Raw genomic sequence first — 16220 nt, forward strand, 5'->3', positions numbered from 1 at the left:
CTGTCGGCGCTCGCGCGTGCGCTGTGGCTGTGGTCGGGCCGGGAGATCATGGCGATCGAACTCGAGGGTCACGGCCGCGAGGATCTCGGCGGCGGGCTCGACCTGTCGCGAACCATCGGCTGGTTCACGACCGCGTTCCCGGTACGACTGGCGGCTGGATCGCAGCCGCCCGCGGTGCTGATCAAGGCGACCAAGGAGATGCTGCGGTCCGTCCCCAGCCGGGGACTTGGCTACGGTGTCCTGCGCTACCTGGGTTCTGATGCCCAGCGCGCGGCGCTGACGACGGGCGTGCAGCCGCGCATCGGGTTCAATTATCTCGGACAGGTCGATGGCAGCGCGGACGAGACGGCGCTGTTCTCGATCGCGCCCGAGAGCGCCGGCCCGTCGCGCGCCGCATCGAGCCCGTTGCGCCACCATATCGCGATCAATGCGAGGGTGCTCGACGGTCGTCTGGAGCTGTCGTTCGGCTTCAGCGGGAAGCGTCAACGCCGCGAAACGATTGCGCGCCTGGCGGACTGTTTTGAGGCGGCGCTGCGTGAGCTGGTCGATCACTGCACGAGCGGCGTCCATGGCGTGACGCCGTCCGATGTGCCGTTGTCGAAGCTGAGCCAGGCCGAGCTCGATGCGCTGGCGCTGGATTGGCGCGAGGTCGAGGACATCTATCCGCTGTCGCCGATGCAGCAGGGCATGCTGTTCCACGCGTTGCACGACGACGGCACCGGGGTCTACGTCAACCAGGTTGCCGCCGAGACCCGCGGTCTCGACGCCGGCAAGCTGCAAGCCGCGTGGCAGGCGGTCAGCAATCGCCATACCGTGCTTCGCACCGGTTTCCTGTGGCGTGAATTGCCGGGACCACCGCAGCAGGTCGTCCATCGCAGTGCCGACGTTCCCTTCGTCGCGGAAGATTGGCGGGAACGTGCGGCGCAGCTCGCTCCGGCCGCTTTGGATGCTGCGCTCATGGCGGCGGCAGACCGCGAGCGCGCCGACGGCTTCGATCTCTCGCGGCCGCCGCTGCAGCGCGTGAGGCTGATCCGGATCGCCGACGACCGGCATTGGCTGATCTGGACTCATCATCACATTCTGATGGACGGCTGGAGCTCGGCCCGATTCATCGCCGAGGTGATGCAGCACGAGGGGCAGGGGGCGCTGCAAGGACAGCCGCCGCGCTACCGCGACTACATCGCATGGCTGCAGGCGCAGGACCACGGTGCTGCGGCCGAGTTCTGGCGAGCGGCGTTGGCCCGCCTCGACGAGCCGAGCCTGCTGTCGCGGCCTGCGGTCGACGCTCGCGTCGGCCATGGCTCGCTCACCATGGCGGTGGACGCCGATCTCAGCGAGCGGCTGCAACGCTTCGCGACCCGCGAACGGGTCACGCTGAATACGGTGGTGCAGGCGGCATGGGCGCAATTGCTCCGTCGGTTCACCGGGCAGGATACGGTCTGCTTCGGCGTGACGGTGTCGGACCGGCCCGCTGGGCTCGCTGGCGCCGAGGAGATGGTCGGCCTGTTCATCAACACCTTGCCCGTGGTCGATGCCGAGGATCCGCAGCGGCGGGTCGGTGCGTGGCTGCGCGACCTGCAGGATCGCAATCTCGCCTTGCGGGATCATGGCTGGATGCCGCTGGCCGACATTCAGCGGATCGCGGGCCAGGCAGGGCGTCCGCTGTTCGACAGCATCCTGGTGTTCGAGAACTATCCGGTGGACGAGGCCTTGAAGACCCGAGACGGCCGCGTGAGCGTCGGCCGGACGAGGATCCTCGAAACGAGCAACTACCCGCTGTTCGTGAGCGTCGGTCTCGAAGCAGAGCTGCGGCTGGTATTCAATTTCCAGCGGCAACATTTCGACGAGGCCCAGATTCGCCGGCTGCACAAGGCGTTCGTGCAACTGCTCGCGGCCATCACTGGCGATGCCGAGCAGGCGGTCGGCTGCCTTGCGGCTGATGATCCCGCGGACATCGCGCTGCTGGCGCGGGTCAACGCAACGGCCGGGGCCGTGATAGCGCCGGGTGTCGTCGCTCAGTTCGAGGCCCAAGCAGGGCGCGCGCCCGATGCGATTGCGCTCGTGCACAATGAGGAGACGATCAGTTACGGAGCGCTGAATGCGCGCGCGAACCGGCTGGGCCATAGGCTCAGGGAGCACGGCGTCGGTCCCGATGTGGTGGTGGGACTGGCGCTGGAGCGCAGTGTCACGATGATGGTGGCGCTGCTCGCGGTGCTCAAGGCGGGCGGAGCCTATCTGCCGCTCGATCCGGACTATCCGGCCGAGCGTCTCGCGCACATGCTGTCCGACAGCGGCGCGAAGCTGCTGCTGACGCAGGCGACGCTCCACGACCAGCTCGCGCCTGTGCTGGCGGACGGCCACGCCCAGGCCTGGCTGCTGGACGAGGAGTTTAGAGAAGATTCGGTCGGCGTCGGCAATCTCGACGTCGCCATCCATCCAGACAACCTGGCTTACGTCATCTACACCTCCGGTTCCACCGGCCTTCCCAAGGGCGTGATGGTGCGCCATGGCGCCGTGACGAATTTCCTGGCGACGATGGCTGAGCAACCGGGCATCGCGCGCGATGACCGCGTGCTCGCTTTGACCTCGCTGTCATTCGACATCGCGGTGCTTGAGCTCTGGCTACCGCTCATTCATGGCGCGCGGATCGTGCTGGCGGATCGCGCCTCGGCCCATGATCCGGCGAGATTGAAGGCGATCGTCGCCCGTCATGGCGTGACCATGATCCAGGCCACGCCGTCGAGCTGGCGCATGCTGCTCGATCATGACGATGGTGCGCGCGGCTGGCTGCCTCAAGGCTGCCGCTTGCTGAGCGGCGGCGAGGCGCTGGCGCCCGACCTGGCGCTTCGGCTGCTCGCGCTCGGAGGCGAGGCCTGGAACCTGTTCGGGCCGACCGAAACCACGGTGTGGTCGGCGCGCCATCGGCTCGACGCACGCGATCCCGCACCCGTCCTGGGCGGCCCGATCGGCAGCACCACGCTGCATGTGCTCGACGGCAATCTCAAACCCGCCCCCGTCGGCGTGACAGGCGAGCTCTTCATCGGCGGCGAGGGCCTGGCCCGCGGCTATTGGCGGCGAGCGGCGCTCAGCGCCGAGCGCTTCATTCCCGATCCATTCGGCGATCCCGGTGCGCGGCTGTACCGCACCGGCGATCTGGCGCGGTGGCGCGCCGACGGTTTGCTCGACTATGTCGGCCGTGCCGACCATCAGGTGAAGATCCGCGGCCACCGCATCGAGCTCGGCGAGATCGAGGCGCGGCTGCGCACGCAGACCGGCGTGCGCGACAGCGTCGTGGTGGCGCAAGAGCTCGGCGGCGGCCGGCAGCTCGTCGGCTATGTCAGCGGCGACGATGCGCTCGACGGAGCCGAGCTGCGCGCGACTCTCGCGTCAACGCTGCCGGACTACATGGTGCCGTCGCGCGTGATGGTGCTGCCGCGGCTGCCGCTGACACCGAACGGCAAGATCGATCGCAAGGCGTTGCCGTTGCCCGATACGCGGCTTGGGCAGGGACAGCGCGTCGCGCCACGCAATCCGACCGAGGCCGCACTTGCTGCGATCTGGGCCGAGCTGCTGCACCAGCCGGACGTCGGCGTCACCGACAATTTCTTCGAGCTCGGCGGCGACTCGATCATCTCGCTGCAGATGGTCAGTCGCGCACGCCGGGCTGGTCTCGAGCTGGAGCCGAGAGACGTGTTCCGGCTGCAGACGATCGAGCTGCTCGCGCCGGCCTGCGTGGCGGCGCGGAACGACCAGCCCGCAATCACTCGCGCGCGCGGCGCATTGTCCGGGCTGACGAGCGAGGAGCTCGCGCGGCTCGGTGTCGACTGGGACCGCATCGAGGACGTCTACCCGCTCTCGCCGATGCAGCAGGGCATGCTGTTCCATAGCCTGCGCGATGCCGGAAGTGGCGTCTATGTCAACCAAGTCAGCGTCGAGATCCGCGGGCTGGACGTCGAGCGGCTGCGCACCGCGTGGCAGGAGGTCTCTGCCTGTCATCCGATGCTGCGTACCGGATTTCTCTGGCGCGAGCTGTCCGGCGCACCGCTGCAGGCCGTCCATCGCGCGGCCAGTGTGCCGTTCGCAACGGAAGACTGGTGTGGGCAAGCTGTCGATGAGGCGCGGCTGTCGTCAGCGCTGGCCGCGGAGCGTGATGCCGAGTTCGATCTCGCGGTGCCGCCACTGCAGCGTGTCCGCTTGTTGCAGCTCGACCACGATCGTCATCGCCTGATCTGGACCTACCATCATATCCTGATGGATGGCTGGAGCTCGGCCCGCTTCATCGGCGAAATCCTAGGGTGCTATGCCGGGCGGGCGCTCCCGGCTCTTTCGGCGCACTATCGCGATTATGTTGCCTGGCTGCTGGCCCAGGACGCGCAGGCCGCCGAGCGCTTCTGGCGAGGACAACTCACGGCCTTCGACCAGCCGACGCAACTGGCCGATGCCTTCGGCGCGCGGCGCTACGACGCGCACGGACACCGGCGCTGCTACACCCGGCTCGACAAGGATGCGACCGCGGCATTGAAGGCGTTCGCCCGGCACGAGCGCATCACCCTGAACACGCTCATCCAGGGCGTCTGGGCGCTGCTGCTGCAACGCTACACCGGCCAGCAGACCGTTACATTTGGAGTCACCGTCGCCGGCCGTCCGGCTGGTCTCGACGGGGCCGAGCAGATGATCGGCCTGTTCATCAATACGCTGCCCGTGGTCGAGACGCCTTCGCCGGCCGCAACGGTCGGTGACTGGCTGCGCGCCATGCAGGACCGCAACGCGGCGATGCGCAACTTCGAGCAGACGCCGCTCTACGACATCCAGAGCTGGGCCGGGCGTGCCGGCGAGACCATGTTCGACAGCATCATCGTGTTCGAGAACTATCCCGTCGACCGAGGCCTGCTGCAGGGGGACGGCTCGCTTCAATTCGGCGAGCTGCGCAACGTCGACGTCACGAACTATCCGATGGACCTGTCCGTCATGGTTGAGGATACGCTGCAGGTCGAATTCACCTATATGCCGAGCCACTTCACGCCGGAACAGGCGGAGCAGGTGAGGGCGCAATTCGAACATCTGCTCGCGGCCATGCTACGAGGTCCGGAAGCCAGGCTTGGCGCGATCGATGCGTCCACCGCTCAGGATGTGCAGCGCGCTGATGCCTGCAATGGCCGAGCGGCGTTTGCCGCGATGCGTCCACTCGTCCACGAGATGATCCGCGATCATGCAAAGCGCGATCCGGAACGTGTCGCCCTGACGATCGGCGGCCGGAACCTGTCCTACGGTGAGCTCGATCGTCGCGCCAACCGGATCGCGCACCACCTCGTCGAGGCCGGGCTCGGGCCCGACCAGCGCGTCGGCGTCGTCGTCGAGCGCAATGAAGCGACGATGGCCGCGCTGCTTGCCGTGCTGAAGGCGGGCGGAGCCTATGTCCCGCTCGATCCCGAGCTGCCGCCGGACCGCGTTGCTCATGTGATGCGCGATTCCGGGATGAGGATGCTGCTGTCCGGCGCGCGTGACATCTCTGTTATCGAAGGCGTTCAGGCGATCGATCTGGCCTCGTTCGATTTCGCCAGCGGTCCGAACCATGCGCCGGATCCACGCCTGCATCCGGAGAGTCTCGCTTATGTGATCTACACGTCCGGTTCGACCGGGCGGCCGAAAGGCGTCGCCGTCGCGCATGGACCGCTGGCGATGCATTGCCGAGCGACCGCTGCGCTCTACGAGCTCGACGAGCACGCAAGCGAGCTGCATTTCCTGTCGCTGGCCTTCGACGGCGCGCATGAGCGGTGGCTCACGGTGCTGTCGCAGGGCGCTCGGCTGGTCATGCGCGATGCGGAGCTGTGGACGCCCGAACAGACCGTCGCTGAGCTTCATGCGCAGCGGATCACACATATCGGCCTGCCGCCGGCCTATCTGCAGCAGGTCGCAGAGTGCGTGGAGCAGGCCGGCAATCCGCCGCCCGTGAGGCTGTATTCGTTCGGCGGCGAGGCGATGCCCAAGGCCGGCTTCGACAAGGTCAGGCGGACGCTGAAGCCGCAGATCCTGATCAACGGCTATGGTCCGACCGAGACCGTCGTGACACCGCTCGTGTGGAAGGTCGACGGCAACACGGCGTGCGACAAGGCCTATGCGCCGATCGGCATTCCCGTCGGCCGCCGCACCGCCTACATCCTCGATGGCTCGCTGAATCTCGTTCCGGCAGGCGCAGCCGGCGAGCTCTACATCGGCGGGTTCGGGCTCGCGCGCGGGTACCACGCCAAGCCAGGCATGACGGCGGAACGCTTCGTGCCGGATCCATTTTCGGCGGACGAGGGCGCACGCCTCTACCGCACCGGCGACCTTGCGCGATGGGATGCGAGCGGCACGATCGAATATCTCGGACGCAGCGACGATCAGGTCAAGGTCAGCGGCTTCCGGATCGAGCTTGGCGAAATCCAATCGGCTCTGCTGAGCGACCTAGCGGTCGCGCAGGCTGCCGTGCTCGCCGTGGTGGGTGCGGGAGGAAATCAGCTCGTGGCCTATGTGGCGCCACGGGCGCCAGGCGACGCCGCCGCGGCTGCGGCCGAGCGGCTGTCTGCAACGCTGACTGCCGCGCTGCGCCGGACTTTGCCGGCCTACATGATTCCATCCCGCATCATCGTGCTCGAGCGTCTGCCGACGCTGTCGAGCGGCAAGGTCGATCGCAAGGCGTTGCCCGCGCCTGATATCGCAGCCGGGCGCGCGTTCATCGCCCCGGAAAGTCCCGCCGAGGTCGCGATGGCGAAGCTGTGGGCGGAGATCCTCGGTGTTGCGCAAGTCGGCGTCACCGACAACTTCTTCGAGCTCGGCGGCAACTCGATCCTGAGCCTCAATGTGATCGCGCGCCTTCGCCGTGCCCCGATCCTCGATGGCGAGATCAAGCTGCGGGATCTTCTCCAGAAGCCGACCATTCGCGCCTTGCTCGGCACGCCCGCAGCATCATCCATGCGGCCGTCGGCGCTGCTGCCCCTGAGTTCGCCGATCGATGGCACGCCGCCGGTGTTCTGTCTTCACGGCGGCTTCGGCACGGTGTTCGACTACGCGCCGCTGGCGCGGCGCCTGGAGGGACGGAGGCAACTGATCGGACTGCAGTGCCGGATGCTGATCGAACCGTCCTTCACCGACGAGTCGCTGGCGGCAATGGCCGTGGACTATGTCGATGAGATCGCGCGGAAGCAAAGCAAGGGACCCTATCATCTGATTGGCTGGTCGCTTGGCGGACTGGTCGCGTGCCTGGTTGCTGCCGAACTTGAGCGGCGCGGCGAGCGGGTCGAGCGCCTGGCGCTGATCGACAGCTTCGTTCCGCATGGTGACGAGCAGCCGTCGCCCGGGCGGCATTGGACCGACGACTTGCTGACGCTGCTGCCGGTCGCGGCGCCGGGCGTGCAGCCTTCAGCCATTGCGTCGCAGGTGACGGCGATTCGTTCCGGCGATGCGCCGGTGACGGACGAGGTGATCCGGCGCCTGGTCGTCGATGCAATCGGCACGGCGCCGCTGCAGCCGCGCGACGGTCTTCTCGGCGTCGACGACATCGTCTCGGCCTTCAGGGTCGGGCGCCACCTCGCGCAACTGGCTCGGGCGGCCGAATGGCCGGCCGATCTCGTTGCAGCGCCCGGCTGCTGGTGGACCTCCGGCCGGCTTCGACAGCGCGATCGGCTCGCGGCGGGACTGCCGCAGGCGGCAGATTTGGGCGTGGTCGGCGACGACCACTTCTCGATCCTTGGCAACGAATCCTTCCTGGCGGCGCTCGGCGTGTGGCTGGAGCCGGACCAGGCGGCGCAGACATCACCGGCTCTGCAGCCGGAACCGGCTGAATGAGGTGACCATGGGCCTTCATCCTGATATCGCGGCACTGCTCGAGATGATCCAGCTCGGAACGGAATCGGGCGCGCGCATTCCGTTTCCGCAACTGACGCCAGCGCAGGCGCGTGCCGATTTCGACGCCTCCTCGCCGCTGCTGGATGTCGATCCGCCGCCGCTCGCCTTCGAGAGGCAGCTTGCGCTGCCGATGCGCGACGCGACGGAGATCGCCGGGCGCCTCTATGCAGCGCGGCCGTTGGACGTCGCCGATCCGATGCCCGTGCTGCTCTACATGCATGGCGGCGGCTTCGTCGTCGGCAGCCTCGACTCGCACCAGCCGTTGTGCCGGGGCCTTGCCGATGACAGCGGCGCGGCAGTGCTGTCGATCGCCTACCGGCTGGCGCCGGAGCACCGGTTTCCGACGGCATTCGAGGACTGCGTCGATGCCCTCGCCTGGATCGGGCGCGAGGGGCCTGCACTTGGCCTCGACCCGCGGCGGGTCGCGATCGGCGGCGACAGTGCGGGGGGCACGCTGGCCGCGGCGCTGGCGATCGCCGCGCGCGACGACCGGGCCTTACCGCAGCCTGTCCTTCAGGTCCTCGCCTATCCCGGGCTCAGCCCGCAGCAGGTCTCGGACTCCTACGAGAAATACGGTTCGGGTTATCTGCTTGAGCGCGAGACCGTGGACTGGTTCTTCGACCACTATCTCCGCCATGACGCCGATCGCCACGACTGGCGATTTGCGCCGCTGGCCGCGTCCGATCTCACGCGCGTCGCGCCCGCGCTGATCGTGCTCCCCGAGTTCGATCCGCTGGCGGACGAGGGAAGGGCCTATGCCGCACGCTTGCGCGCGGCCGGCGCCGCCGTGGATCTGAAGGTCTATCCCGGCATGATCCACGAGTTCCTGCGCATGGGCAACGTGGTTCCGGACGCTTTGCACGCCCGCGCCGACATCGGCGCCAAGCTCGCCGCTGTCTTCGCCACGCGAATGGGAGCCGGCAATCCATGATGACGCCATCCAATCCAGGCGTTGCCAGCGTCGGAAGCCTGCTGCGGCCCTATTGGCTGCTGCTCGCCGCAGCCATTCTGCTCGGTCTCCTCGGCGGCGCCAGCGTTGCGGGCCTGCTCGCCGTGGCGAACCGCGGCCTCTACGCAGGGGCAGGCGACGTCGGTGGCCTCGTCGCCTCGTTCGCGGGTCTCTGCATTCTGATCGTGATCGGGTCGGTCGGCTCTGACATCAGCGCGAATGTCGTCGGCCAGCGGATCGTGGCCTCGTTGCGCAAGTCGCTGGCCGCCAAGATCCTGATGGCGCCGATCGACCAGCTCGAATCCTATCGGTCGCACCGCCTCATCCCGGTCCTGACCAAGGATGTCGACGCCATCAGCGATTTCGCGTTCTTCTTTCCGGCCTTCCTGGTGTCGGGCGTCATCGTCGCCGGCTGCCTGATCTACTTGGCGGTGCTATCGTGGCCGCTGTTCCTGGTCACGGCAGCCTTGATCGCGCTCGGGTCGTTCGTCCATTATCTCGCCCGCAAGCGCGGAATGATGGGCTTCACTCTCGCGCGCCAATACGAAGACGACCTGCAGAAGCATTACCGCGCGATCTCCGAAGGCGCCAAGGAGTTGCGCCTGCATCGCCCGCGCCGGCGCCACGTCCATGTCGATCTGATCGGGCGGACGGTCGACCGGATCGGCAACGTGCAGATCAAGGCCATCAATCTGCTCGTGACGGCGCGTGCGCTCGGGACGGTTCTCCTGTTCCTGGTGATCGGGACCGCTCTGGTGCTGCGTCCACTGCTGTGGCCCGACAGCCCGGCCTCGGTGTCCAGCGGCTTCGTTCTGGTGCTGCTGTTCATGCGCGGACCGATCGACCAGTTGATTGGCATGCTGCCGTCGCTCGGCCGCGCGCAGGTCGCGATGCGCCGGATCGCCGAGCTGTCGGACCGTTTCACCGCCGCAGAGGCGGAACTGCTCGATGATCCGCAGGATCGAACCGCCGACCAGATCGAATCGATCGAACTGCGCGGCGTCTCCTACGCCTTCCCGGCGTCGTCGTCCGAACGCCCCTTCACCATCGGACCGATCGACCTTCGCATTCGCCGCGGCGAGATCGTCTTCATCGTCGGTGAAAACGGCAGCGGCAAGACGACGCTGATCAAGCTGCTGCTTGGACTCTATGTGCCCGACCGCGGCGTGCTGCTGCGCGACGGCAGCCCGGTCGTCAACGAGACCCGCGACGATTATCGGCAGCTCTTCACCACAATATTCTCGGACTATTTCCTGTTCGACACCTTGGCGCAGCAGAGCAGTCAGCGGCCGGAGCTCGCGCAGCGCTATCTCGACCGTCTCGAGCTCGCCCACAAGGTTTCGATCGATGGCGGCGCATTCTCCACCACCGACCTGTCGACGGGCCAGCGCAAGCGGCTCGCCCTGATCAATGCCTGGATCGAGGGACGGCCGGTGCTGGTGTTCGACGAATGGGCGGCCGACCAGGACCCGGCGTTCCGTCAAATCTTCTACACCGAGCTGCTCGCCGACCTCAAACGTCTGGGCAAGACGATCATCGTGATCTCACACGACGATCGCTACTTCCAGTGCGCCGATCGGATCGTGCGCCTGCGCGACGGTCGGATTGACGCCAGCGACGCCGCTGAACGCCGCGAGCCGGCACAAAGGCAACGCACGCTCACGAACGTTATGCAGGAGCCCGCTCCGTCGCTTGGAGCATCGAATCCGTGAGCGGCATCTCTGTAGTTAATCTAAAGGCAGCGCTACAGACTTTGTTGTCTTCTTCATGCCGGCCGATCTACATCCTGAGCGGGAGTGGACAGAGATGGCGCCCGTGCAGATCAATGAGAGGGAAGGAGTTCGCATGAGCGCGACTGCGAGCGTTAGGGGTAGTGTCCGGACATTCCCTGTCGCAACCGATGCGACAATGTCGGTCGTTCGCGACGATGACGGGCTCCGGGTGATCGCGGACGGCGCGCCATTGCTGTCGCTTCGGCCGGATGGCGAACTGACGCGTCTGATCGTGCACGACGGGATCGATGATTGGCGCCGGGTGTCGCGCGGAGTGGTGGCAATGGCCGAAGCGGTCTTCGGCTGGGCGCCGTCGCTCGAGAGGCTCGTCATCACGCTTGACGACAACCCGGCAGCAGCATCGGCCTTGGCGAAACACGGCGTTGCGGTCGCGACCGACGGCAGGCTGGCGCTGTATCCGGACATGGTGATGCAGCTTCGCGAGAACTGGCTGACGGACGCCGCGCGCCCGGCGTTTCCGCTGTCCTACGCGATGACCGACGGCAGGCGCCATCCGCGGCGGCCGCCCAAGCCGGTCGGCACCGTCTACGCCCGCTTCATTCCCTGGCTGTCCGACGTCGTCAGTTTTCGCGTCGTCGACATCGCTCGCGATCTCCTGCTGGTCCACCGCTGGCTCAACGATCCGCGGGTCGACTCGTTCTGGAATGAAGCGGGGGATATCGACAAGCACCGACAGTATCTGTCGCGGATCATGTCGGACCCGCACATGGTGCCGCTGATCGGCTCCTTCGGTGATCAGCCGTTCGGCTATTTCGAGCTCTATTGGGCGAAGGAAAATCGCATCGCGCCGTTCTACGATGCGGCGGACTATGATCGCGGCTGGCACGTGATCGTTGGCGAGGACGGCTTCCGGGGCCGCCGCTTCATCACGGCCTGGCTTCCCTCGCTCATGCACTACATGTTCCTCGACGATTGCCGCACCGAGCGCATCGTCGGCGAGCCGGCGGCGGCGCATTCGCAGCAGCTGCGCAACCTGGATCTGGCTGGGTTTGCCCGGCTCAAGAACTTCGATTTCCCACACAAGCGGGCAACCCTGGTCATGTTGCTGCGCGAGCGCTTCTTCGGCGACCGGCTGTGGCAGCCGGCGACCAATGAAGCACCCACAGAAGCCTAGCGCGGACGGAGCATCACCATGTCGTATCATCCTGCCCCTGACTATGATGTCGTCGGCATTGGCTTCGGGCCATCGAACCTCGCACTGGCGATCGCGATCGACGATTGCGCGAGACAGCAGCGCTTGAAATGCCGGTCCCTGTTCCTGGAGAAGCAGCAGGACTTCAAGTGGCATGGCGGCATGCTGCTGCCCGGCAGCAACATGCAGATCTCCTTCCTCAAGGACCTCGTATCGCTTCGCGATCCGACCAGTCCGTTCACCTTCGTCAACTACCTGCACAAATCCGGGCGGCTGCTCGACTTCACCAACTGCAAGACGTTCTATCCGAGCCGGATCGAGTTCAACGACTACCTCCGTTGGGTCGCCGGTCAGTTCAGCGGCATGGTTGCGTATGGAGAGACGGTCGAGGCTGTCGAGCCCGTGCACGCCGGCCAGTCCGTCACCGCGCTCCGCGTGCTCACGCGCATGGCTGACGGGAAAGAACGGTCACGCGTCACGCGGCACCTCGTGGCCGCCGTCGGCGGCGTGCCGCACATCCCGTCGGTATTTCGAGCGGTCGCGATCGATCCGCGGGTCGTGCACACCAGCGGCTATCTCGGCTCGTCGCTTGCGGCAGGATCGAACAGCCGGTCGCCGCGGGTGGCGGTCGTCGGCGGCGGGCAAAGTGCGGCTGAAGTCACGCTCGATCTCAGCGAACGGGTTCCCGACGCCCACATCGATCTGGTCTTCCGCGGGCACGCCCTCAAGCCGGCCGATAGCAGCCCGTTCGTGAACGAGATCTTCAACCCGGACTACACCGATTATTTCCATTCGCGGTCCGACAGCCAGCGCGAGAAAATCGTCCGCAGCTTCCGCAATACCAATTATGCGGTGGTCGACCCCGACCTGCTCGATCAGCTCTACCGGATGACGTACCAACAGCGTGTCGCCGGGGCTCGGAAGCTGACGCTCCATCCGCGTAGCGAGATCGTCGCAGCTCATGCCGTCCCGGAGGGGATGGAGCTCGAGTTCGTCAACAAGGACGAGGAGGTCCGCCGCCGGGCAGTGTACGATGCCGTCGTGCTCGCCACCGGCTACGAGCGATCTCCGGTCCCGGCGTGTCTCGATCCGATCAGCCGCTACATCGAGTCGGCGTCGCTCGATCGCGACTATCGTCTGCAGACAAGCCCGGCGTTTTGTCCACAAGTCTATGTCCAAGGCTGCGCCGAAACCTCGCACGGCCTGAGCGACACGCTGCTCTCGGTGTTGCCAATGCGGGCTCAGGAGATCACGAAGTCGCTCGTGTCGACAACGGCGAGAGACCAGGATGCAGCGCCGTCTCACGACCGGGCGGAGCGCGTGTACTCGTGATGGAAAGTCGAGTGCAGAGTGACGATGAGCGCGCCGCGCGCGGCGTCGTGGAATGAGGCGAAAGGGTATCGTCGCGGCGACCGGGCCGTCCCTGGCGTGTCACGGTCGAATTGTCATCGGGGGGGCGCCGTGCCTGCATTCGTCGGATTGCCGACCTTTCGGGTCGGCCGGCGGGCACGGTGGAGTGCAGGATTGGAAATGGGTGAGCCGCATCTGCCTGAGCGGGTCGTAACCTTGCTGGTATCGAGTGAATACGCGCGGCTCGTCGGCCGGACCATGTCGGAGCGGCTCGACTACATCGTCGACATCGCCTCGCTGCATACGCGTGAAGAGCTGGTGCGGCGGCTGGACCTCGGCCGCGTGGTCGTGCGGCAGGTCGAGAAATGGCTCGCGTTCCACGGGCGCCGCGTTCGGCGCCCGAATGAAAGCATCGATATCGTCATGTGCGGGTTGGAATTCCGGAAGCGGCGCATCCGTCGCTCCCGGGTGACGGTACGATCGCGACGACTGAACGCCAAGACGAATCCGAGGGAGCCGGGCCGAGGCAGTTGAGTTGCTCGGGCTCTGCAGCGCGGCGAGGTCGCCGACCGCGCCTGCCGGGGACTGACGGGACCGCGACGCACGCGGAATGCATCACGCCCTTATCGCGTCGCATCATGGAAAATGAGACTCGTCGTCAAGGTCGAGGCCAGGCGGGTTGCACGCGCGCTCGGCTCATCCGGTAGCCTCCGCGGTCGATGGGGACTGACCGTCGCTCGTCAGAGATGACGCGAGGCGCCGGGAAGGTCCGCTGCCAACATGGCCAGAAAAACAGTGGCCGGCACACGCTCGTGTGCCCCGGCAATGGGCGACAAGGGAGGAGTTCGATGCACATGCGAAGTGTAGGTATCGCCGTGTTCACGGCGCTTTTGCTGTCCGGCACGGCATTCGCGCAGGAAAAGATCAAGGTCGGCGTCACGGCGACGCTGGAGGGCACCTATACCGTGCTCGGTGAGGACGGGATGCGCGGACACGTCACCGCGCTGAACGTGCTCGGCAAGAAGGTCGGCGACAAGGAGCTGGAATTCGTCGTCGCGTCGACCGACGCCACGCCGGACTCGGCCGTCCGTGCCGTGCGCAAGCTGATCGAGCAGGACAAGGTACAGATCCTGCTGTCGCCGCTGTCGGGCGACGAGGGCATCGCCGTCAAGAACTTCGCCAAGACGCACCCTGAGCTGACCTTCGTGAACGCGGCGTCCGGTGCGCAGGAGACGACCTATGTCGATCCCGCGCCGAACTTCTTCCGCTTCAACATGGACGGCGCCCAATGGCAGGTCGGCCTCGGCAAATATGCCTACGAGACCAAGGGCTATCGCAAGATCGCGACCGTCGGCGAAGACTATTCCTTCATCTACACCCAGGTGTTCGGCCTGGCGCTGGAGTTCTGCGGCCTGGGCGGCAAGATCACCAGCCGGCAATGGGTCCCGCTCGGCACCAAGGATTTCGCGTCGGTGATTGCGGCGCTGCCCGATGATGTCGATGCGATCTATCTCGGTCTCGGCGGCGCCGATGCCGTCAACTTCCTCAACCAGTATCAGCAGGCCGGCGGCAAGGCGCACCTGATGGGCGGCTCGATCATGATCGACCAGACCATCCTGTCGTCCAAGGGAAATGCCAAGAACGCCCTGATCGGTACGATTGCGGCGTCGGGTCAGGCCGATACCTGGGAGGATCCGCGCTGGCAGAAGTTCGTGAAGGCCTATCAGGACTCGTTCCCGCCGGAGAAGCGCTTCCCGAGCCCGTCGCTGCTTGCCACCAACTACTATGGCTCGACCATGGCGTTGATCCTGGCGCTGCGCGAGGTCAATGGCGATCTGTCGAACAACCAGGCCAAGCTCAAGGCGGCGCTGGCGAAGATCGAGATCGATGCCCCCAACGGCAAGATCAAGCTCGACGCCAACCGCCAGGCCATCGGCACCAACTTCGTCACCGAGGTCGTCGACGACGGCAAGGGCGCGCTGTTCAGCAAGGTGGTGAAGGTGATTCCCGACGTCAACCAGACGCTGGGATATGATGCCGCCACCTTCGCCAAGATCGGCCTGCCGAGCCGCACCGTGCCTGAATGTAAGAAGTACTGACCTTTCTGCAGAGGGCGACGCGGCTCGAGCGGGCTCGGGCCGCGTCGTCGCGTCCCTTGCGTTCTGCCAAGCAATGATCGACGCTGACGAACAATAAGAACCATTTCGGTGAGGAAGTGATGAGTAGGGCGCTCGCCGTCTTTCATGCTCGCTTCGGCCGTGCGACGGTTTATCAGCTCAATCGGCCATTCAATGTGCATGCCCATCGAGAGGGACATCTGATCTTTCACGTTGGCGGCACGCCGGCCGATATTGACGTCTGCGATCAGCATTATCAGATCGGCGAGAACTGGATCGTCGCGGTCAATCCGTGGGAACCGCACAACTTCCTGCCGAACGATGTCGGCAACGGCGCCATCTTCTTCGTGCTCTACGTCAATGCGGAGTGGTTCATGCCGTCGGCCGCGCGCGAGCAGGGCCTGCGGTTTGGTCGTACCTGCTTCCGGCGGACCGCCGCGCTCGACCGCTGCATTCGCCGCGCCGCAGCGTTGGTATGTGGCGCGCCATCGCTCGGTTGCCTCGACGGCGAGCTGCGGCAGCTGATCGACAGTTGCTACGAGGAAAGCTGGCGCGTTTCGGAGCAGATGCCCGAGCGGCCATGCGCGGAAGTGACGGATTTTCGTGTTCGCAAGTGCATCAAGCTGATGTCGGACAGTCCGTGCGCCGAGATCGAGCTCGATCACATCGCCCGCGAATCCGGACTATCGCGGCCGCATTTCTATCGGCTGTTCCGCAGCCAGACCGGAGTGACGCCCAATCTCTATCTGAATACGCTGCTGATGGAGCGGGCGCTCGATGCCGTCGTGGCAACGGAAGCACCGATTGCCGACATCGGCTTCGATCTCGGATTCACCTCCCAGAGCGGCTTCACGCGCTTCTTCGCCGGCAATGTCGGCATGGCGCCGACCGACTATCGCCGCGCTGCAAAGGTGCTGCGCGCCTGACGTGCTGCTGCGCGTCGCGCGAAAAGAGACTGTCGATCAAGTGCGCACTCTCGTCTGCCGCTACACTCT

Annotated in this window: 8 protein-coding genes (1 of these 8 running past the window's edge); all 8 read left to right on the plus strand. The window is 66.0% G+C overall.

Annotation, left to right across the window (positions count from 1 at the left end; translation table 11 throughout):
• A protein-coding gene (locus tag QX041_RS07980; protein WP_316164879.1) for a non-ribosomal peptide synthase/polyketide synthase crosses the window boundary here: on the plus strand, window positions 1-7824 show its 3' portion. It extends 8583 nt beyond the left edge of the window; the window shows 7824 of its 16407 coding nt (coding positions 8584-16407); its start codon lies off the left edge, out of view; the stop codon is at window positions 7822-7824.
• A 7-nt stretch (window positions 7825-7831) separates the two neighbouring features.
• Complete coding sequence (locus tag QX041_RS07985) at window positions 7832-8815, plus strand: alpha/beta hydrolase (protein WP_316164880.1); 984 nt, start codon at window positions 7832-7834, stop codon at window positions 8813-8815.
• Entirely contained in the window at window positions 8812-10545 is a 1734-nt protein-coding gene (locus QX041_RS07990; RefSeq protein WP_316164881.1) for a cyclic peptide export ABC transporter, read from the plus strand. Before QX041_RS07985 ends, QX041_RS07990 begins: the two co-directional genes overlap by 4 nt.
• Before the next feature lie 133 nt (window positions 10546-10678).
• Entirely contained in the window at window positions 10679-11740 is a 1062-nt protein-coding gene (locus tag QX041_RS07995) for a GNAT family N-acetyltransferase (protein ID WP_410051859.1), read from the plus strand.
• A gap of 18 nt (window positions 11741-11758) precedes the next feature.
• Window positions 11759-13090 carry a lysine N(6)-hydroxylase/L-ornithine N(5)-oxygenase family protein gene (locus QX041_RS08000; RefSeq protein WP_316164883.1) on the plus strand — a complete coding sequence of 444 codons (1332 nt, stop codon included), beginning with the start codon at window positions 11759-11761 and terminating at the stop codon, window positions 13088-13090.
• A gap of 198 nt (window positions 13091-13288) precedes the next feature.
• A complete protein-coding gene (locus QX041_RS08005) occupies window positions 13289-13642 on the plus strand; it encodes a hypothetical protein (protein ID WP_315752523.1) in 354 nt (117 codons plus the stop codon).
• Window positions 13643-13956: 314 nt separating this feature from the next.
• Window positions 13957-15207 (plus strand): ABC transporter substrate-binding protein, encoded by a 1251-nt coding sequence (locus QX041_RS08010; protein WP_315752524.1) that lies wholly within the window; start codon window positions 13957-13959, stop codon window positions 15205-15207.
• A gap of 119 nt (window positions 15208-15326) precedes the next feature.
• Window positions 15327-16151, plus strand: coding sequence for an AraC family transcriptional regulator (locus QX041_RS08015; protein WP_315752525.1), 825 nt, complete (start codon window positions 15327-15329; stop codon window positions 16149-16151).
• Window positions 16152-16220 lie beyond the last annotated feature (69 nt).

The organism is Bradyrhizobium sp. SZCCHNRI2009, assembly GCF_032485115.1.
GTDB lineage: Bacteria > Pseudomonadota > Alphaproteobacteria > Rhizobiales > Xanthobacteraceae > Bradyrhizobium.

Excerpts from the sequence above, each read along its gene's own strand:
- QX041_RS08005 (WP_315752523.1), top strand. The coding sequence starts at position 13,289 with ATGGGTGAGCCGCATCTGCCTGAGCGGGTCGTAACCTTGCTGGTATCG.
- QX041_RS08015 (WP_315752525.1), top strand. The coding sequence starts at position 15,327 with ATGAGTAGGGCGCTCGCCGTCTTTCATGCTCGCTTCGGCCGTGCGACG.
- QX041_RS08000 (WP_316164883.1), top strand. The coding sequence starts at position 11,759 with ATGTCGTATCATCCTGCCCCTGACTATGATGTCGTCGGCATTGGCTTC.
- QX041_RS08010 (WP_315752524.1), top strand. The coding sequence starts at position 13,957 with ATGCACATGCGAAGTGTAGGTATCGCCGTGTTCACGGCGCTTTTGCTG.
- QX041_RS07990 (WP_316164881.1), top strand. The coding sequence starts at position 8,812 with ATGATGACGCCATCCAATCCAGGCGTTGCCAGCGTCGGAAGCCTGCTG.
- QX041_RS07985 (WP_316164880.1), top strand. The coding sequence starts at position 7,832 with ATGGGCCTTCATCCTGATATCGCGGCACTGCTCGAGATGATCCAGCTC.
- QX041_RS07995 (WP_410051859.1), top strand. The coding sequence starts at position 10,679 with ATGAGCGCGACTGCGAGCGTTAGGGGTAGTGTCCGGACATTCCCTGTC.